The sequence below is a fragment of the Streptomyces solicamelliae genome, from assembly GCF_045348655.1.
Classification (GTDB): Bacteria; Actinomycetota; Actinomycetes; order Streptomycetales; family Streptomycetaceae; genus Streptomyces; species Streptomyces solicamelliae.
The window spans coordinates 6,226,043-6,245,093 of record NZ_CP160404.1 but is presented as its reverse complement, the minus strand read 5'-3'; the positions used below and the strand labels follow the sequence as shown (position 1 = coordinate 6,245,093).

Annotated in this window: 17 protein-coding genes; 5 read left to right on the top strand and 12 right to left on the bottom strand. The window is 70.7% G+C overall.

Annotated elements, in window-relative coordinates:
• Nucleotides 1-34: 34 nt before the first annotated feature.
• The 6 genes from ABZO31_RS28840 to ABZO31_RS28815 form a co-directional block, all read right to left on the bottom strand.
• Nucleotides 35-1,381, bottom strand: coding sequence for an NAD(P)/FAD-dependent oxidoreductase (locus ABZO31_RS28840; RefSeq protein ID WP_406864236.1), 1,347 nt, complete (start codon nucleotides 1,379-1,381; stop codon nucleotides 35-37).
• Between the two features lie 54 nt (nucleotides 1,382-1,435).
• Nucleotides 1,436-2,983 carry a long-chain-fatty-acid--CoA ligase gene (locus ABZO31_RS28835; RefSeq protein WP_406864235.1) on the bottom strand — a complete coding sequence of 516 codons (1,548 nt, stop codon included), beginning with the start codon at nucleotides 2,981-2,983 and terminating at the stop codon, nucleotides 1,436-1,438.
• Nucleotides 2,984-3,028: 45 nt separating this feature from the next.
• Nucleotides 3,029-4,501 carry an aldehyde dehydrogenase family protein gene (locus ABZO31_RS28830; RefSeq protein ID WP_406864234.1) on the bottom strand — a complete coding sequence of 491 codons (1,473 nt, stop codon included), beginning with the start codon at nucleotides 4,499-4,501 and terminating at the stop codon, nucleotides 3,029-3,031.
• Nucleotides 4,502-4,527: 26 nt separating this feature from the next.
• Nucleotides 4,528-5,625: a Zn-dependent alcohol dehydrogenase gene (locus ABZO31_RS28825; RefSeq protein WP_406864233.1), complete on the bottom strand. Its 1,098-nt coding sequence runs from the start codon at nucleotides 5,623-5,625 to the stop codon at nucleotides 4,528-4,530.
• Complete coding sequence (locus tag ABZO31_RS28820; RefSeq protein WP_406864232.1) at nucleotides 5,622-8,057, bottom strand: AMP-binding protein; 2,436 nt, start codon at nucleotides 8,055-8,057, stop codon at nucleotides 5,622-5,624. The genes ABZO31_RS28825 and ABZO31_RS28820 overlap by 4 nt, the downstream gene beginning before the upstream one ends.
• Before the next feature lie 125 nt (nucleotides 8,058-8,182).
• Entirely contained in the window at nucleotides 8,183-8,884 is a 702-nt protein-coding gene (locus ABZO31_RS28815; protein WP_406864231.1) for a transporter, read from the bottom strand.
• 209 nt (nucleotides 8,885-9,093) lie between these two features.
• Between ABZO31_RS28815 and ABZO31_RS28810 the strand changes: the two genes are divergently transcribed.
• Entirely contained in the window at nucleotides 9,094-9,687 is a 594-nt protein-coding gene (locus tag ABZO31_RS28810; RefSeq protein ID WP_406864230.1) for a TetR/AcrR family transcriptional regulator, read from the top strand.
• A 113-nt stretch (nucleotides 9,688-9,800) separates the two neighbouring features.
• Here ABZO31_RS28810 and ABZO31_RS28805 read toward each other — a convergent pair whose 3' ends face one another.
• Genes ABZO31_RS28805 through ABZO31_RS28795 form a run of 3 tightly spaced genes read right to left on the bottom strand, consistent with a single transcriptional unit; the run spans nucleotide 9,801 to nucleotide 12,599 of the window.
• On the bottom strand, nucleotides 9,801-10,574 hold the full coding sequence (locus tag ABZO31_RS28805) for a gamma-glutamyl-gamma-aminobutyrate hydrolase family protein (RefSeq protein WP_406864229.1): 774 nt from the start codon (nucleotides 10,572-10,574) through the stop codon (nucleotides 9,801-9,803).
• Complete coding sequence (locus ABZO31_RS28800) at nucleotides 10,571-11,941, bottom strand: glutamine synthetase family protein (RefSeq protein WP_406864228.1); 1,371 nt, start codon at nucleotides 11,939-11,941, stop codon at nucleotides 10,571-10,573. The genes ABZO31_RS28805 and ABZO31_RS28800 overlap by 4 nt, the downstream gene beginning before the upstream one ends.
• Nucleotides 11,934-12,599, bottom strand: coding sequence for a hypothetical protein (locus ABZO31_RS28795; RefSeq protein ID WP_406864227.1), 666 nt, complete (start codon nucleotides 12,597-12,599; stop codon nucleotides 11,934-11,936). Before ABZO31_RS28795 ends, ABZO31_RS28800 begins: the two co-directional genes overlap by 8 nt.
• A 155-nt stretch (nucleotides 12,600-12,754) precedes the next feature.
• Here ABZO31_RS28795 and ABZO31_RS28790 point away from each other — a divergent pair, with 155 nt between their 5' ends.
• The 3 genes from ABZO31_RS28790 (at nucleotide 12,755) to ABZO31_RS28780 (ending at nucleotide 15,960) form a co-directional block, all read left to right on the top strand.
• Nucleotides 12,755-13,759, top strand: a complete 1,005-nt coding sequence (locus ABZO31_RS28790) for an alpha/beta hydrolase (RefSeq protein WP_406864226.1) — start codon at nucleotides 12,755-12,757, stop codon at nucleotides 13,757-13,759.
• Nucleotides 13,760-13,918: 159 nt separating this feature from the next.
• Entirely contained in the window at nucleotides 13,919-15,583 is a 1,665-nt protein-coding gene (locus tag ABZO31_RS28785) for a flavin-containing monooxygenase (RefSeq protein ID WP_406864225.1), read from the top strand.
• Entirely contained in the window at nucleotides 15,580-15,960 is a 381-nt protein-coding gene (locus ABZO31_RS28780; protein ID WP_406864224.1) for a hotdog domain-containing protein, read from the top strand. Before ABZO31_RS28785 ends, ABZO31_RS28780 begins: the two co-directional genes overlap by 4 nt.
• A 105-nt stretch (nucleotides 15,961-16,065) precedes the next feature.
• On the opposite strand, the gene ABZO31_RS28775 is transcribed toward ABZO31_RS28780, so the two are convergent.
• Genes ABZO31_RS28775 through ABZO31_RS28765 form a run of 3 tightly spaced genes read right to left on the bottom strand, consistent with a single transcriptional unit; the run spans nucleotide 16,066 to nucleotide 18,088 of the window.
• The gene (locus ABZO31_RS28775) at nucleotides 16,066-16,209 is read right to left on the bottom strand and encodes a hypothetical protein (protein ID WP_406864223.1); all 144 of its coding nucleotides are present in this window, start codon (nucleotides 16,207-16,209) and stop codon (nucleotides 16,066-16,068) included.
• Nucleotides 16,206-17,804, bottom strand: a complete 1,599-nt coding sequence (locus tag ABZO31_RS28770) for a sodium:solute symporter family transporter (RefSeq protein WP_406864222.1) — start codon at nucleotides 17,802-17,804, stop codon at nucleotides 16,206-16,208. Before ABZO31_RS28770 ends, ABZO31_RS28775 begins: the two co-directional genes overlap by 4 nt.
• The gene (locus ABZO31_RS28765) at nucleotides 17,801-18,088 is read right to left on the bottom strand and encodes a hypothetical protein (protein ID WP_406864221.1); all 288 of its coding nucleotides are present in this window, start codon (nucleotides 18,086-18,088) and stop codon (nucleotides 17,801-17,803) included. The genes ABZO31_RS28770 and ABZO31_RS28765 overlap by 4 nt, the downstream gene beginning before the upstream one ends.
• 541 nt (nucleotides 18,089-18,629) lie before the next feature.
• On the opposite strand from ABZO31_RS28765, the gene ABZO31_RS28760 reads away from it, so the two are divergent.
• Entirely contained in the window at nucleotides 18,630-18,893 is a 264-nt protein-coding gene (locus tag ABZO31_RS28760; protein ID WP_406864220.1) for a hypothetical protein, read from the top strand.
• Nucleotides 18,894-19,051: the final 158 nt, after the last annotated feature.

Below are 19,051 nucleotides of genomic sequence, written 5' to 3'. Positions count from 1 at the left end.
GTCTCTCTGCCGTCGAAGGCTCGCTGGACCGCGGTCAGTTCACCGGGGTCGCGCCGCGCCGGGCGTTCCGCCGGCTTCCGTTGATCAGGTCGTTGAACCGGTCGACGGTCCAGATGGTCCGCAGCCCCGGAGCGCCCATCATCAAAGGACGCGGGAACCGGGACTTGTTCACCCAGACCGCCTTCAGGTCCTCGTGCTGCTCCCCGTCCACGATCAGGTCGGCGATGAGGGAGCCGACGTAGGGCGCCTGGGCCAGGCCGTGGCCGTTGCAGGCGATCGAGTAGAAGACGTTCTCGCCGACCTTTCCGGCGACCGGCAGCCACGACGGGGTGATGGCGACCCATCCGCCCCAGGCGCGCGCGGCCGTGACGTCGGCGAGCGCGGGGAAGCGCCTGGCGAAGGCGCGTGCGAGGTCGGCGACGACGGCCTCGTCCGGCCCCTTCCGGGGAAGCGGGTGGCTTCTCCCCCGCTGGAGCCGGCGGACTCCGAACACGATGGTGTTGCGCGAGGTCAGCCGGTAGTTCTCCATGATGTTGTGCTGGGTGACCACCCCCGACCGGCTGGTCCACCCAAGCGCCTCAAGGCGCGCGGGATCGATCGGCTCGGTCTCCACCTCGCTGACCCAGATCGGCACGGAGAGCCGCTTCGGAGTGATGGCCAGCTCGCCGCCGAAGGCGTTCGTGGCGAGCACGATCCTGTTCGCGCGCACCCGGCCCCCGGGCGTCGTGATGACGACCTGATCGCCGCTCCGCGTGACGTCGGTGACGCGCGTCCGCTCGAAGACCCGGGCGCCTGACGCGAGAACGGCGCGGCGGAGCCCCAGGCTGAACTTTCCGGGGTTCATCATCCCGCCGACCGACTCGCGCATGCCGCCGAGGAATCCGCGGGGGATGCCGAGCTCCGCGCTCGTGCCCAGCTCGACCTTCGCGCCGGCCTTCCTCAGGAGCCTCGTCACGCGGCGCACGCGGCCCATCTGCCCCCGGGACACGGCGGCACAGACGTTGCCCGTCGGCTCGTAGTCGCAGTCGATGCCCAGCCGTTCGATCAGCCGCTCCAGGAAGTGCGCGGAGTTCTCGGCCATCCGGACGATGCCGGGAAACCTCCTGGGGTGGAGCAGGCTCAGGAGTTGCATGTCGCCCCCCGGTGCGCCGGCCACCTGCCCGGCGTTGCGCGAGGCGGAGCCGTGCCCGCAGAACTCGGCCTCCAGCAGCACCACGTCCCGGCCGCGCCCGGCCAGCCGCAGCGCCGTCGACATGCCCCCCAGGCCACCGCCGACGACCGCGACCTCGCACCTGATGTCGTCCCCCAGGGCGGGCCGGACATCGGTGGGCGGGTCGACCCACCCGCTGAAGGTGGTGTACTCGACGTCGTCCGTCTTCATCTCTCTGTTCCTCGTTTCGCTTCGTACGCGGCGGGGGCGCCGTTCCGGCTCTGCTCAGCTCAGCTCGCGCTTGAGGATCTTTCCGGTGCTGGTCATGGGCAGGCTCGGTACGACCTCAACGACGCGGGGGTACTTGTAGGCGGCCATCTGCTCCCTGCCCCAGGCGACGAGCTCCTCGCCGGTGACGACGGCGTCCTTCTCGAGGATCACGAAAGCCTTGATCTCCTCGCCGTGGCTGTCGTGCGGGACACCGATGACCGCTGCCAGACTCACCGCGGGATGGGTGAGCAGCACCTCCTCGATCTCGCGGGGGTAGACGTTGAAACCGCCGCGGATGATGAGGTCCTTGACCCGGTCGACGATGTAGTAGAAGCCGTCCTCGTCGCGTCGTGCGAGGTCTCCGGTGCGGAACCATCCGGCGCGGATCACCTCGGCCGTCGCGTCCGGGCGGTTGTAGTAGCCCTTCATGACGTTGTGGCCCCTGACGGCGATCTCGCCGACCTCCCCGGCCTCGGTGACCTCCGTCCAGTCCGGCCGGATCAACTTCAGCTCCACGCCCCAGATCGGGACGCCGATCGAGCCCGGCCGGGCGTCGAGCCGGGGATCGCTGAACGTGGCGACGGGCGAGGTCTCGGACAGCCCGTACCCTTCGAGCACGGTGACGCCGAGGCGCTGCTCGACCTGGTTGATGATCTCGACCGGCAGGGCGGCCCCGCCGGAGATGCCGATCCTCAGGTTCGCGGCGATCCGGCGGACGTCGATGTCGTCGGTCAGCGCGTTGAGCAGCCCCCACCACATGGTGGGGACGCCGGCGAAGAACGTGATGACCTCGCGGTCCATCAGCTCGACGACCTCCCGGGCGGCGAAGCGCGGCACGAGGTGCAGCGTCGCGGCGACCGAGAAGCCGGCGTGCATCTGCACCGTCGCGCCGAAGGTGTGGAACAGCGGAAGGCACACCAACTGGCTGTCGGCGGCCGGTTCGCTGCGGAACAGCCGGTTGTTGGCCATCACGTTCATCATCGTGTTGGCGTGGGAGAGTTCGGCGCCCTTGGGCCGGCCGGTCGTTCCCGAGGTGTACAGGATGACCGCGGTGTCGGTCGGCTCCCTGACCACCGACTCGAACGCGGTGCTCATCCCGGCGAGGGCCTGGCCGAGCGTCTCGGCTCCGTCGACGGGACCAGGGGCTCCCGGGTCGGTGGTGATGACGAAGAAGTGCTCCACCGCCTTGACCTCGCGGTGTCCGGCATGGCCCTCTGCGGCCATGGCCAGCTCGGGAGTTCCCTCGAAGCAGAAGTACGCCGAGACGTCCGCGTCGTCGAGGTGGTAGGCGATCTCGCGGGCCTTGAGCAGGACGTTCAGCGGCACCACGACCGCCCCTGCCTTCAGGACGCCGTAGTAGACGATCGGGAACCAGGGGATGTTGGGACAGCTCAGTGCGACCTTGTCGCCGGGCCGGATCCCGCGGGACACCAGCAGGTTGGCGACCTGGTTCGCCGCCGCGTCGACCTGACGGTAGGTCAGCCGGTTCGGACCGAGGACGAGGGCGTCCCGGTCCGGGTACGCGCGGGCGGAGTCTTCGAGGAGGATGGAGAGGTTCAGCATGGGGGTGCTCCAGCGGCGGTGGGTTCGGTCATCGGGCGACGCGTCTCAGAGCGGAAGGTCCGGCGAGTCGACGCCGACCACCCGGTCGCCGCAGAACACCCGCACCGACTCGGCCGGGCCGTGACCTCCGATGCCGGCCGGTCCCCAGAAGCTCTGCGCGGAGTCGTCGCCGAGGTCCGCGATCTTCGCGCCGTTGACGCGCACCTCGCCGGACAGCACCCGCGCGCCGACGTCGATCGCCCGCTCGACGTCGCCGCCGAAGACGTACGCGTCGAGTCCCGACGGGTGGGCGTTCGCGATGCGCAGCGCCTCCTCGTCGGAGTCGACGGTGTGCAGGGACACGAGCGGGCCGAACAGCTCCGCGGTGGCCTTCGCCGGGTCGGCCCCGGTGGCGACGGTCGGGGAGAGGAAGAATCCGCCGAGGTCCGGCAGCCGGGCCGGCCGGTGGACGGTGGCCCCCAGGGCGCGCAGTCCCTCGATCCGGCTCTCCAGCGTCGTGAAGTGCGGCGCGTTCGAGATCGGGCCGAGCTCGACGTTCTCGTCGAGCGAGTGACCGACCACGACCTTGGAGATGCGCTCGGTCAGCGCTTCGAGCAGCGGCCCCACCAGGCTCCGGTGGGCGAGCACCTTGCCCGGCCCCTCGCACCACTGGCCGTTCAGCTTGGTCATGCCCTCGAAGATCCCTGCGGCCGCGACCTCGACGTCCGCGTCGTCCAGGACGAGCGCGGGGTTGTTGCCGCCGAGCTCCAGCTGGAGGACCTTGAAGTCCTCGGCCGCGGCGCGGGCGATCGCACGGCCGGCGGCCGGTCCGCCGGTGAACGAGACGATCTTGACACGCGGGTCACCGGTCAGCGCGGCGCCCACGTCGCCCCGGCCGTGCACGAGCTGCAGGGCGCCGGCGGGCAGTCCGGCCTCGACGAAGCACTCGACGATGATCTGCGCGCTGCCCGGGGCGTGCTCCGAGGGCTTCAGGATCACCGGGCAGCCCGCCGCGACCGCGCTCACGACCTTCGCCGCGGGGATGAAGCTCGGGCCGTTCCACGGGGTGAGGATCGCGGCCGGCCCCCACGGGACCTTGTACAACCGGACGTCGCGGCCGTTTGCCTCCAGGGCCCGTACGCGCGGGATGTCCAGCAGTTCCGCCGCCGTCGCCCGGATCCTGGCGGGCAGGAAGGCCGCCACCTTCCGCGTGACGCCGATCGGCACGCCGCTGGTCAGGGAGTCCGTGCGGGCGATGTCCTCGGCCCGGCCCTCGATCAGCACGGCGACGCGTTCGAGCACGTCCGCCCGCTCGTGGCGGGCCTCGTCGTCCCACCGGCCGGCGTTGTACACGCGCTCGGCGTGCCGCAGCGCCCGTTCGAGGTCTTCCGGTCCGGTCGTGACCATGGGGTGCACCGGTTCCCGGGTGTTGGGGTCGACGTTCCACTCCCCCGGGACCGTCTCGCAGTCGCTCCAGGCGTCCGCGATGTAGTTCGACGGCCGGGGAATCGCCGTCTCGCCGCTCGACATGCTCGACATGTGAGTCACCTCTGCATCCGTGTTCATCAGGCCTGGAGGTCGACGACGACGCGGGTCACGTCACCGCCGCGCATCGCCTTGAAGCCCTCGTTGATCTCGCCGAACGGGATGACCTGCGTGACCATCTCGTCGAGCAGCAGCCGCCCCTGCTGGTACAGGCGGGCGAGCTGGGTGATGTCCTGGCGCACCTGGCCGGAGCCCATGTAGGAGCCGATGAGGCGCTTCTCGCCGAAGAAGAAGTCCGAGGCGGGCAGCGTGAGTTCGGTGCCGGCCGGGGCGATGCCCACCAGGCAGGCGGTACCGGTCGCCCGCAGCACCGACAGGGCTGTGGCGGCCGTCCGCGCCGAACCGACGGCCTCGAACGAGTAGTCGACGCCGTCGCCCAGCAGGGTCCGCACCTCTGCGGCGACGTCCTCGGCGCCTCCGTTCACGACGTGGGTCGCGCCGTAGCCGCGTGCGGCCTTCAGCCGCGCCTCGTCCAGGTCGATCGCGACGACCGCCGAGGCTCCGGCGAGCCTGGCTCCCTGGATGATGGCGGACCCCACGCCGCCGCAGCCGATCACCGCGACGGTGCTTCCCGGACGGACCCGGGCGCCGCGGAAGACGGCGCCCACGCCGGTGATGACACAGCACGCCAGGAGGCATCCCACGTGCAGCGGCACCGCGTCGTCCAGCTTCACCAGCGCGTTCTCGCGCATGAGGGTGTGCCGCGAGAAGGCGCCGATGTCCCCGAGCCGCTCCAGCGGCCGGCCGTCCGCCAGCCGGAAGGCGGGCCGCGGGCGACGCCGGATCTCCTCGACGCGCAGGCACTGCGTCGAGTGGCCGGCCTCGCAGTTGACGCACTGGCCGCACGACGGCGTCAGCGCCCCGACCACCCGGTCGCCCGGGCGCAGTCCGGTCACCGCGGAACCGGTCGCCTCGACGACGCCGGCCACCTCGTGGCCCACCACCACCGGCAGGGGGCTCGGCACCGTTCCGGTCATGTAGTGCAGGTCGCTGTGGCACAGGCCCACGTGGGAGACCGCGACGCGCACCTCGTCGGGCTCTGGCTCGTCCACCTGGATCGCGGTCATCTCGAGCGGCTCGTTCACCGCGGTGAGCACCGCGGCCTCTGTGTCGATCACGTCAGGTCTCCTGTGTCGTTCGTGTCGTGCGGTGCGGGGTCGGTCCCGACCGGGGGCTGCGCGCCGGAGCCCTTCGAGGCCCAGAAGCCGTTGATCCCGGCGCTGAACACCCCGCTCTCCCATGCCGTCCGGGCGGCGATGTCCTCTTGGGCGAAGGCCTGCTCGATCTCGTCGGGCCGGGGGCGCAGGAGCGCGAGATGCAGCGCCGTCGTGATGCTCTCCGGCGTCCACTCGACGATCAGGTCGACGGCCCGGCGGACCAGTTCGTCCGGCGGGACGATCTCGTCCAGGAGGCCGATCCGCAGGGCCTCCTCGGCACCGATCCGCGGCGAGCCGAGGACCATGCGCATCGCGTGGTTGCGGACGAGGCGGGTCAGCAGCAGGCTCGACGCGTTCGAGATCGTGATGCCGCGGCCGTTCTCAGGCTGGTAGAACTCCGTCGCCGGGGTTCCGATCCGTGCGTCGCAGCAGAGGGTGATCTCCGATGCGCCGCCCACCGCGAGACCGTTCACCGCCGCGATCACGGGGACCCGCGTCCCGACGACGGCCCTGGTGATGTCGTGGAAGCTCTCGAACGCCGCGCGGACCTCGTCGTACGAGGCCGGTACGGACCGGAGGTCCTCACCCGACGAGAACGCCCGGCCCTCGCCGGTGAGCACGATCCCGCGCACGTGGTCGCCGGTGCCGTACTCGCGGACGACGCTCGCCAGCCGCAGCCGCGTGGGGACGTCCAGGGCGTTCAGCTTCTCCGGACGGCGCAGCGTCAGCACGGCCACCTCGCGGACGATCCTGACGTCCAGGAAGTCCGTGGGCGGGGCGGCGGCCGTGTCGGCCGTGCTCCGCCGGGGGCCCAGGTCGTAGGTGACGCCCGGCTCGGCCGCGGCCCGCTCCTTGAGCGCCGGCTTGGACACCCGCTCGGACGGTGTCCGCGGGAAGTCGGCGACGAACTCGATGTAGCGCGGCACCTTGAAGCGGGCGAGCTGCCGACCGGCCCGGTCGATGATCCGCCCGGCGGTCGTACGGTCGGCCGGCACCCCGGCCGCCAGCTGGACGAAGGCCTTGACCTCTTCGCCGAACGTCTCGTCGGGTTCGGCCACGACCGCGCTGGCCACGACCGCGTCGTCCCGTTCGAGCACGGCCTCGACCTCGGCGCTCGCGATGTTCTCGCCGCCACGACGCACCATGTCCTTGATCCGCCCGACCAGCCGGACGCCCCCGTCCGGCCGGCGCACGACGACGTCCCCGGTGTGCAGCCAGCCGTCCCGCAGCACCCGGGCGGTGTCCTCCGGACGGTTCCAGTAGCCGAGCATCATCGGCTTTCCCGAGACGATCAGCTCGCCGGTCTCGCCGTCGGCCACATCAGCGCCCTGCGGATCGACCACCCGGACGCGCTTGGTCGGCACCGGAAGCCCGAGGCTCCCGCTCCCCACCACGCTCGCGTCGTCGACGGGGCTGGACAGGTCGACGCCGGACTCCGTCATGCCGTAGATCTCCCGCCACGGAGCGCCCCAGCGTCGCTCCAGCTCGGCGTGGATCTTGACCGGAACGCCCGAGCAGAGGACCAGGCGCACCTGGTTGTCCAGGTCGTCGGGGCTCGGCGGCTGCTTGAACAGCAGGGTCGGCATGGACCCGAGCACGTAGAAGAAGGTCGCGCGGTGGCGACGGACGTCGGCGAAGAAGCCCGACGCGGAGAACCGCGGCAGCACGACCAGCGGGGCCCCCACCGTCAGGGCGAGCACGGTGTTCCACTGCGGATCCATGTAGGAGAAGGGCTGAGCGGTGAGCAGGACGTCCTCGGGCCCGAGGCCGGTCACCGCGGCGCAGGTCCAGCCCAGCCGCACCCAGTAGTCGTGGGTGAGCATGCAGGCCTTGGGGAAGCCGGTGGTGCCGGACGTGTACTGCAGGTTCGCCAGGGTCTCGGCGCCGGCCGGCACCGGCGGAGCGGTCGCCGGGAAGCCAGCCGAGCCGTCCGCGGCGACGTCCACGATGCGCAGGTCCGTCAAGTCGGCCTCCGCGGAAGCCACTTCCTTCAGCAGACCGGCCCGCTCGTGGTCGGTGAACACGACCCGGGCTCCCGAGTCCCGAAGAAGGAACGTGAGATCGGCGCGCTTGTACGAGGAGTTGACCGGTACCGCCACCGCGCCGGCCTTGAGCGCGGACAGCCACACGACCGGCCAGTGCACGACGTTCGGGAGCATGATCGCGACGCGGTCGCCGGTCTGGATACCGTCGACGGCGATCAGCCGGTGCGCCAGCCTGGAGGTCCAGGCGTCGATCTCGGCGAAGGTCCAGGACCGGTCTCCGAAGCGGAGGAACTCCCGGTCCGGCGATCGCCGCGCGCGCTCGGACAACAGCCCGGTCAGCGTCGCGCTGGACGGGTCCTCGCCCATCTGCTCCTGCCGGACGGCCGGTCGCGGACGGTGCGAGGCCATTTCTCCCTCTCGCTGGGGCGTTTCTTTCACGACCACGGGTGCTTCCTCCGCATGGGACGTTCTGCTCGGTTCTCTGCCTGGTCGCGCGGCCGGTGATCCCCTGGCCGCGAACTGATCGCGGCTGCTCAGCCGCCGGCGACGCGGCTCTGTTCGCGCCGCTCCGGCTCCGCGTCGGTCGCCTCGTTGTGGGCGTGGAGTGCGCGGTAGGCGAAGTAGTACATGCACATCTGGAATCCCCAGGTGCTCAGCGCCGCGGTGTAGAAGACGGTGTGCGCCTCGTCGTCACCCGGGATGGGGAAGAAGTCGTAGGTCGCGGCGATGAGGAACGCGGCAGCGGTCGCCAGGCCCGCGCCGACGGCCAGTCGCTTCTCGCCGATCGCCCAGAGCCGCTTCGAGAAGTAGACGAGGAACAGCGTGGTCAGCACGTTGACGACGACGTAGAAGACGGCCATGCCGAGACCCAGCCGCTCGCCGAACAGCTGCAGGACGAGCCCGACGGCGGCCGCGAACGCGAACACCCCGACGTCGGTCGCCTTGGACGGCTTGTACCGGTGCGTCGCCCCCATCAGGCCCAGGACGAGGATCAGCGTGATGCCGACCGACCGGGAGAACGCGTCGAGGAAATGCGCCGCGGTGTACATGGGGCTGCTCTCGTCGGCCCCCAGGAGCGCGTAGACGAGGAAGTTCGACCCGGACGTGGCGACGATGATCCATTCGAGGCCGAGCAGGTAGTTCCGGAAGTTCCGGATGAACTTCCATCCGAAGGTGAATCCGGCGGTGATCATCCAGACGTCGGCGAGCAGGAAGAGCAGGTCCTTGAGTTCCATGGGTTCCTCAGTTCGTCGAGGCCCCCGCCGGCCGAGGAGTCAGGCCGTCGCGAGGGGGTGAGGTTTATGCTGCTTCATCACGGTCATCCGATCAAGTCATCTGACCAACTATTTTGGAGCAGGCCCTGCGGCCTGGGCTGATGCGGAGGAGCGGCCTGTTAGCCTTGTCGCTGACTTGATCGATCGTCCAACTTCGACAGGAGGCACACGTGGCTCGCGTACCGACGGCCGAGCGACGCAAAGATCTGGTGAACGCCGCCATCCAGGTGATCGCGACCCACGGCGTCGACGGTGCGACGACCCGCCGGATCGCCGAGCAGGCGAACGCGCCGCTGGCGACGCTGCACTACTGCTTCCAGACCAAGGAGCTGCTGTTCGCAGCCGTTTTCGAGAGGCTGGCGGAGCGGTACCGCGAGGTTCTGATCGAGAGCGACGTGCACGGCGAGCTGGCCGCGACTGCGCGTGCGGTCCTCCGCGGACTCACGAACTGGTATCTCGAGTCCCCTTCGGAATTCGCGTCCGCGACCGTGGAGCTGATCAGCTGGGCGCAACGCCAGGAAGCGCATCCGGCCGTGACCGTGTACAACGAGGCGTTCAATGTCGTGCGATCGATCCTCGCGAGAGCGGCCACCGGACAGGAGGTCCCGCCCGAGACGATCGACCAGATCGGCTACGTCATCGGTACCCTTTCCGACGGCTTCGTCGTGAACTGGCTGACATACGGCGATCGCGCCCAGGCCGCCCAGCAGGCGGAGGTCGTCATCGACGTCCTCGATGCGTGGCTGGCCGCGAAGCTCGCCTGATCACGGACACCTCCGCGAGCGCCGTCGCCGAGTCGGCTCGGCTGCGGCCGGTGGAAGGCGGACCCGAGTGCGTCTGCCACCGGCCGCGGACGGACGCACTCGGATCCCCCTCCTCACAGGCGTTTCGCGGATTCCTCGACGATCCACGTCATCGTGGGATCGTCGCTCTCCATCCATTCCGGGTGCCACTGGACACCCAGCACCGGTACGCCCGGGAGCTCCACCGCCTCGACCACACCGTCGGACGTCCGGCCCGTCACGACGAGCCCGGCGCCGCAGCGGTCGACGGCCTGGTGGTGCCAGGAGTTGGTGACGGTCCGCGCCCCGAACAGTCCGGCCACGATCGAGCCGGGCTCGAAGGCCACGAGGTGGTCGGCCGTGCCGTCGGTGAGGGCGGCCTCGTGCGACAGATGGCGCACCTCGCCGGCCGGCAGGTCGGCGACGAGCGTTCCGCCGAGCGCGACGTTGAGGATGTGCATGCCCCGGCACACCGCGAGCACGGGAATCCCCCGGTCGAGCGCGGCCCGCACGAGTGCGAGCTCGTGCGCGTCCCGCTCGACGTCGTGAACCATCGGGTCCGTACGCGGGTCGACGTCGCGGACCACGGACGGATCCCCGCCCCAGCACGCGGGGTGCACGTCCTGCCCGCCGGTGACGACGACTCCTGCCAGCCAGTGGCAGACCGCCTCCGGATCCGTCTCGTACGTGAGGTTCACCGGCAGGCCGCCGGCCCGTGCGATCCGGATCCCGTAGTCGGACATGTAGCTGTCGGCGCAGCGATCACCGTACCGGCGGTCCGCTCCCCTGATCAGGTCAAGCCGGATCCGCCGGCCGGTGACGCCGATGAGCGGCCGCACCGCGGTCGCCCCGACACGCGGCCCGGTCACGGCAGTTCGAAGTAGCGGTGGGACTCCCACGCGGAGAGTTCTGCGAACGGGTCACCGCCCGCGGTGTGGAACTGCATCCACTCCCACCGGCGCGATCCGACCCAGTAGTCCACGAACTCGGAGCCGAGGAGCTCGCGCAGGGTCGAATCCGCTTCGAGCGCGGCAGCGGCCTTCGAGATCGTGTCCGGCAGGCGGGTGAGAATCCCGGGCGGCATGCACCACGCCATGTCCGAGACCGGCGCCGGCGGCTCGATCTTGCGCTCCACACCCGCGATCACACCGGCCAGCACGCCGGCCAGCGCGAGGTACAGGTTCGCGTCCGCGCCGGGCACCCGGTACTCCAGGCGGGAGTACGACGGGTGTCCGCAGACCGCCCGGACCGCGGTGGTCTTGTTGCTGATGCCCCAACTGACGGTGACCGGCGGGCCGCTGAGGTCCACCAGGCGCCGGTACGAGGTGATCTGCGGGAGCACGATCGAGCAGTTGCCCTCGATCGTCGCGAGCAGTCCCCCGATGGCGTGGCGCATCGTCTCCGACGGCCCCTCCTCGGCATAGAACGCGTTGGCGCCGTCGCGCTGGAGGGACAGGTTGATGTGCGAGGCCTGTCCGTAACCCGCGGTGGGCTTCGCCATGAAGGTGACCGTGTGCCCGCGGTCGAACGCGACCTCGCGCATGATCTGGCGGGTCCGCGCCCAGGCGTCGGCGACCGTGATCGGGTCGCCGGGCGCCAGGTTGATCTCGATCTGACCGGCGGCGTCCTCGTCGCTCCAGGCCTCCCACTCGATGCCGACGGCGTCGAGCCGGTCGGCGACGGCGTTCATGTACCCGCTCCAGTCCTTGGACTTCGCGAGGTGGTAGGCCGTGCCGGCACTCCCGCCGAGCGGCGTGAGGTCGCGGTATCCCCGGGCGCGCGCCTCGTGGACGGACTCCTCGAAGACGGTCGCCTCGATCTCGACGGCGACGGTCGCGGTGAAGCCGAGCGAGCCGAGCCGTTCGACCATCTTCCGCGTCAGGTTGCGCGGACAGATGGGGACGGGTGTGCCGTCCTTCAGCCAGTAGTCGCCGATCACGGCGTCGAGGCCCGGCTCCCACTCGACCCAGGTCGACAGGTCGGGGCGGAAGTAGACGTCGTCCAGATGCCCGCGCCAGTCGGGGAAGACGAAACCGAGGGCCGGGGCGTTGCCGAGGTCGAGCCCGAACAGGAGGTCGGCGAAGGGGAACCCCGGGCCCGCGCCCGCGGCGAACTTCTTCGGCGTCACGGTCTTGCCGAGGAACGAGCCGTCATGGTTCGTCGCCTCCAGCCGTACGGCTCGCGTTCCGGCAGCGCGGGCGTCGACTTCCGTGACCGGCAGGGTGAGTTCAGACATCGTAACGAACCTTCCAGGATGCGCCGACCATGACGGACAGCTGAGAGAGGGTGCCCAGAACCCCGAGCTCACCCGTGGACAGGACGGCGAGCAGGTCGTCGGCTCCGGAGAACACGCCGGCGAGCGTCTGGGGCTCTCCGGCGATCAGGTACTGCGTCGTGCCCTCGCCCAGCACGACCTGCTCCACGCCGTCGGGGCCTTCGGTGACCGCGATGAGCACGTCCGGAATCCCCGGCACGGAGCGCGCGGAGGTCCAGAAGTGCTCGGCGGCCGCCTGCCACTCCGGCACCGGCGGAGTCAGTGCGAGCAGCACGTCCGCAGCCAGCTCGGCGTCACCGGACGGGGCTTCGGCGGGCGCGAAACGGGCGTTCAGGTCGACGGTGACAGCGGCGTCCGGTTCGGCGGGAAGTCCGCTCGACACCTCGATGACGCCGCCGCCGAGAGCGATGGTCGCGGCCTGCGGGGTGTCGTGGGACCGGATCGCCACCGTGGCGGCCGCCTTCCGCAGCGTCGGGAGGGCATGGCCCGCGCGGGCGGAATCCCGCAGGGTGCGGCCGATCAGCCGGACGAGGGGCGACGCATCGTCCTCGATCCGTACGTCGACCGCCAGGGCCGACTCTTCGCCGGACACCGCAGGGACCGTCGTGGTTTCGGTCATCCTCCAGTCCTTTCGACTTCGGGAGATCACGCGCACCGGGCACCGGCGGCTCCGGATCTCGCAGAGGGGATCGTCATAGTCAATTGACTCGATCAGATGACTAGGATGGTGGAGCACGGGTTACCACATGTCAATGACTCCGGAGAGGTTCCGCCGTGAACGAAGCGCAGCCCCCGTACTGGGATCACCTGGACGCCGACGCGCAGTTCGTCGCCGATGCCGTCGCCGGAACCCTCAAGAAACCGGTGCGCGAACTGGGTGCGGAAGCGGCCCGGAAACTGCTGGCGACCACTCCGGCGGAGCGGCCCCTCACCCCCCTCGACCGGGTCGAGAACCTGACCCTGCCCGCCCGCTCCGGCGAACTGTGCGCCCGCCTCTACCACCCCGACGACTCACCGGCGCCCCCCGGTCCGCGCCCGGCGCTGGTCTATCTGCACGGTGGCGGATTCGTGCTCGGCAGCCTTGACGGGGTCGACGAGGTCTGCCGCGCGATCTGCGCCCGGTCCGGGTGGGCGGTGCTCTCCGTGGAGTACCGGCTCGCGCCGGAATACCCCTACCCGGCGGCGCTCGACGACTGCTTCGACGCCTTCGCCTGGCTGCGCCGGTCGGCTGCCGCGTACGGCATCGATGCGGACACGATCGCCGTCGGAGGGGATTCCGCGGGCGGCAACCTCGCCGCCGCGCTCTGCCTCAAGCTGCGGGACCTCAGCCTCGACCAGCCGGTGTCCCAGGTGCTGATCTACCCCGCCGTCGATGACTCGTTCGCCACCCCGTCCTGGACCGAGTTCGCCGAGGCGCCCGTACTGACCGGCGCAGACGCCCGCTGGCTCTGGGAGCAGTACGTCGGACCGGACCACGCGGGACCGGTCGACCACCTCGCGGCCCCGATGCGCGCAGCATCGCTGAGCGACCTCCCGCCGGCACTCGTCCTCACCGCCGCGGTCGATCCACTGCGCGACGACGCCGAGGCGTACGCCGAGAGGCTGCGACGCGACGGCGTCGAGGTCACCCTGACCCGCTACGACGGCGTGTTCCACGGTTTCTTCACCGAGGTGGGCGTCTTCGCCAGGACGGACGAGGCCATCGCGCAGGTGGCGCGCCACCTGCGCCGGACCGCCGGCGATCCGGATTCGACTCTTGACGGCCGCTCGGGCCGCTGACTAGCCTGTTTTGGTCAAATGACTAAGTCATCTGACTAACAAGTTCTGCTCGGCGCAACGAGGGCAAACGCCCCCGCCGCAGCCCTGATGGCGAGACGCCACCGGCGAGACGCCGCCCCCGGGACGCCACCCGCGATTCCCCTACCCGAAGGCAGATGCATGACAGACAAGACTCCAGCCGCCGCACCCGTCGTCGACGTCCTCTGCGTCGGTGCGGGATTCTCCGGCCTCTACGCCGCCTACAAGTTCGCCGAGAAGGGCTGGACCTTCGCCGGCTTCGAAGCCGCTCCGACCGTCGGCGGCACCTGGTACTGGAACACGTACCCCGGTGCGCGGTGCGACGTAGAGAGCGTCTACTACTCGTACTCGTTCAGCGAGGAGCTCCAGCAGGAGTGGACGTGGAGCCAGCGCTTCGCTCCGCAGGCGGAGATCCTCAGCTACATCGACCACGTCGCGGACCGCTTCGACCTGCGCCGGCACTTCACCTTCGGCACCCGGGTCACCTCGGCGACCTGGCTCCCGGACGAGCGGCTCTGGGAGGTGCGCCTCGACTCCGGCGAGACCCGGCGGGGCCGCTACCTGCTCGCCGGCTCCGGGGGCCTCTCGACGCCCAAGGCCGTCGACGTGCCGCGGCTGGAGAACTTCACCGGGACCACGGTCTCCACGAGCCGCTGGGACATCCCGCTGAGCGAACTGGCGGGCAAGCGCGTCGCGGTGATCGGCACCGGCTCGTCCGCGGTGCAGTGCATTCCGCTCATCGCCGAGGTCGCCGAGCACCTCACGGTGTTTCAGCGCACCCCCAACTACGTGTTCCCTGCCCGGAACGCCCCTCTGTCGGACCAGGTCGTCGACGAGATCAAGAGCAACTACGCGGCGATCCGCGAGGAGTGCCGCCACTCGCTCGGCGGCATCCCGGACCGCATCCCGGACGCCGCGGCGTTCGACGTCTCCGACGAGGAGCGGCGCGAGCGCTACGAGAGGGCCTACGAGCGCAGCGGATTCAACGGCGTCGGCGGCGAGTTCTCCGATCTGCTGACCGACGCGAGGGCCAACGAGACGGCGGCGGAGTTCGTCCGCGAGAAGATCCGCCAGATCGTCGAGGACCCCGGGACGGCCGCCGTCCTCGAGCCCCGCTTCCACGCGCTCGGTGCCAAGCGCAGCTGTTTCGGCACGGACTACTACGAGACCTTCAACCGCCCGAACGTCTCGGCGGTCTCCCTGCGCGACGAGCCGATCGCCACCATGACCAGCGGCGGCATCGTCACGTCGGCCCGCTCGTACGAGGTCGACGCCATCGTGCTGGCGATCGGCTTCGACGCCTTCACCGGCCCGCTGTACGGGCTCGGCGTCTCCACCCCGGAGTCGGGCAGGCTGCAGGACGCGTGGAGCGACGGAGTCCGGACGTACCTCGGCATCATGACCTCCGGGTTCCCGAACTTCTTCATGATCGGCGGACCGCAGAGCCCGGCGCTGGCGAGCAACGTCGTCGTCACGATCGAGCAGGCCGTCGACTGGATCACCGATCTGATCGGGCACGCGAGGGCGGGCGGCGCCGAGGTCATCGAGGCGACGCCCGAGGCCCAGGACGACTGGGTGAGGATCACCGAGGACACGGTCAGGCAGACGCTGTACGCCACCACGGACTCCTGGTACCGGGGTTCGAACGTGGCCGGCAAGCCGTCGACCTTCCTCGGTTACGTGGGCGGTGTCGGCAAGTACCGCCGGATGTGCACCGAGATCGCCAAGCACGGCTACCCGGGCATCGCGCTCGACGGGACGACCGTAGCCCGCCGTATCGGCCGTATCGACGAGGAGATCGCATGAAGGTCGTGCACCAGCGCTACGTCGCCCACTCCGAGGCCCACTACGGGGGGAACCTGGTCGACGGGGCCTTCGGGCTGAAGCTGTTCGGAGACGCCGGAACGCACCTGGCGATCAGCATCGACGGCCACGAGAGCCTGTTCGCCGGATACGCGTCGGTCGAGTTCCTGGCCCCGGTCCGGGGCGGCGACGTCGTCGAGGCCGAGGCCCGGCTGGCGTCGAAGGGCACCCGCAGCCGGACCGTCGACTTCGAGCTGCGCATCATCTGCCGCGCGCTCGACGACACCGGCCGGGCCGAGGTACTCGCGGAGCCCATAGTGGCCACCCGGGCGCGCGGTACCGCCGTCGTTCCGCGGGGCCGGGACGACGGGACGGTGTGAGGAACTGAAGGACGGCGGAGGGGCGGCAGTCGATCACTGCCGCCCCTCCGCCGTGTTCGCCCACCGGCGGGGCGTACGACCCGCCCGCGCTCCGGTGGCCACCCGCTACCTCTGGGCGTGCGGGCCCAGAAGGCCCACGACGTCGAGGAACACGTAGGCGCCGACGACGTGGAAGCCGACCCGCCAGGCGACGCCCTTGGCCTTCCACCTCTCGTTCACCCGGCCCGTCCTGCGGTCCTCGCCGCTCACGACAGCTCCCTTTCGGCGTGCACGCGGATGCCGCGGGTGTCCGTGGGCTTCCTGCTGCCGAGCCACCCGAGCAGGAAGGCGGCCGGGACGGAGATCAGGCCCGTGGTGTGGAACGGGTACCAGTCGAAGGCCGCGTCCGGCCACAGCGCGTACGTGGTGCCGGAGACGGTCGGGGAGAAGAACGTGAGGACGACGCAGAGCGTCAGTCCCCCGTACACGGACCACACCAGTCCTCGGTGGTCGAACCCCGGCCAGAAGAAGGAGTAGACGAGCGCCGGGAACACGCAGGTCGCCGCGACGCCCAGGGAGAAGGTCACCAGGAACTCCACGGGGTAGCGGTGGAGGGCGGCGGACAGGGCCACCCCTCCGACGCACAGGGCCGCGACGCCGGCCCGGAGGGCCCACAGCTCACCGGCATCAGAGAGGGGACGGCGGGTGCGGGCGAAGACGTCCCGGGTGAGCGAGACCGCGGCGGCGAAGGTCAGGCTGGTCACCGCCGTCAGGACAGCGAGGAAGGCGACGCAGGCCACGGTGGTGATGAGGACCACACGTGCCGTCGATCCGTGACCGAGGACTCCCGAGGCGAGCAGGATCGGGGCCGCCTGACCGTTCGCGTCGACCGCACCGATCCTCTCGCCGCCGACGACGGCGGCCGCCGCGAATCCGGTCGTGATGAGAAGGACGTAGAAGGCGCCCGTCAGCCCCACGGCGATGCTCGTGGCCCGTCGCGCGCCCCATCCGGTGCGCGAGGCGGCGATACGGAGGACGAGGTGCGGCATCATCGCCATACCGAGGACCACGACGATGTGGTCGCTGATCGTGTTCAGCGGGCCCAGGCCCGTCGTGTGCGCCCAGAGTCCCCGGCTCAGGTACCCGTCCGGCGCCATGCTCTGCTCCACCGCGGCGTCGAGCAGGCCGCCGGGGCTCCACGAGAACTTCTCCAGGGCGAGCAGGGTGACCACGGCCAGCGTCACCAGCGTGACGGGCACCTTCACGACCTGGATGAAGCCGGTGCCCCGCAGGTCGGCCACCGCGGCGAAGAAGGCCACGAGGCAGCCCATCAGGACCGTGCAGGCCACCTGGGCCGTGTCGCTCGACATGCCGATCAGGAGCGCCACGCTGATGCCGGCGGCCCGCAGCTGCACGATGAGCAGCGGCATCGTGATGACGAGCGTCACCACGCCCGCCGCCGTGCGCGGTCCCCGGCCGGACGCCCGCAGGGAGAAGAGGCCGCCGAGCGTGTAGTGGCCGCTGTCGCGGATCTTCCGCGCGAGCAGGAGCAGGACGCCGAGGGCGAGGACGCTGTCGACGGCGGAGGCGAGTCCGTCGTAGCCGAACAGGGCGATCGCCCCGGACGTCGCGAACAGGGCGACGACGGTGATGTACTCGCCCGCCAGGGCGAAGCCGTTGAAAACCGGCGAGAGGGAGCGGTCCGCGGTGTAGAGCCCTTCCGGACGTTCGTCCTGGCTCGCGAGGGTGAGGACCCACAGCAGGCACAGCCCCGTGAAGATCAGGAAGGCGCTGATCACGGGACCGCGGGCGGCCGGGCCGACCGGGTCGAGCGCCGCCGAGCTCAGGAGGAGCGGAGTCGTCACCGGCTCACCGTCCCGACGCACGTCGACCGGTCCTCGTACCACCACACGCTGCCGAGGAAGACGCCGAGTTGCAGAACGCCCCACACGACACCGAGCGTGAGCCGGCCGTAGACGGTGATCCCGGTGAGCGTGGTGGAGCAGGACAGCACGACGCCGACGCCGAGGAGCACCGCGTTGAGGGCCAGGAACGTCCGCCGGACGCGCCGGCCGGCACCGGACGTGCCGTCGCCTCCTGGGGGCGCGGGGGGTGGGACGGCAGGGGTGGGGACGAAAGGCGAGTGCACGGAACCTCCGGGCAGTCAGGGGTGATGGGGGTAGTGAGGTGTGTGGAGTGGACGGCTCGGGGAGCACGTCCGGAAGCGCGGGGCGGGTCGAGCGCGTTCTCGACCAGGGCCGCGGCGTCGCGCGGCACAGCCCGTTCCGGGTCTCGGGCAGGGTGATGTCGCGCCCGGCGCCGGAGCGGCGGTGACGGGCGAGTGCGCGAACCTGCGAATCTCGCAGGGGGTGATCATCACGGTCAATTGACTTGATCAGATGACTATGATGGTGGAGCACGGGTGACGACATGTCAATGACTCAGAAGAGGTCCCCGCCGCGAACGAAGCACAGCTCCGTTCCGGGATCGCCGCACGCAGACGCGCAGTTCGTCGCCCTTCTGGAAGGCACGGCACAGCCGCGAGCTACCTCCGGCACGGTTCGGCGCGGACCGCCTCGGTTCGCGCCGAAATCCGGCGCCCGGTCGACGGGGCGGGTGGGCCGCGCGACGTCGCGGACAAGGCGGCGGTGCCCGGCATGCCGTGGAAGGCGGCGCCCGGGGACGGACATGTGACGGGCAGACTCGCGCTGCGGGGCGGTGCCGCGCTCGACCAGGTGCCGGTGACGCTCGACCCGCTCACCGCCGACGGCGAGAGGACCACCCGACTCAGCGACGGCTCGGGCTGGTTCGGCTTCGCCCACGTGGAACCTGGCGTGTACCGGCTCACGCTGGACCTGCCGGAGGGGGTGACCGGCTCCCCGCGGACCGTGGTGCGGGTGACGAAGGGCCGCATCGCGGAAGCGGAGTTCCCGCTGCTCCTCGAGGTGCCGTGACGCGGAGGACGGCAGCCGACCGGCCCTGCGACGCCGGGGAGTCTGCAACATCCGGCACAACAGCCCTTATCCGCAGGGCAGTTGTGCCGGAGGTCTAGCCCTGTGGCAGAAGGTGACAGTGTGGACACGCGCCGCGGGCAGGCGTCACACTCGGCCCG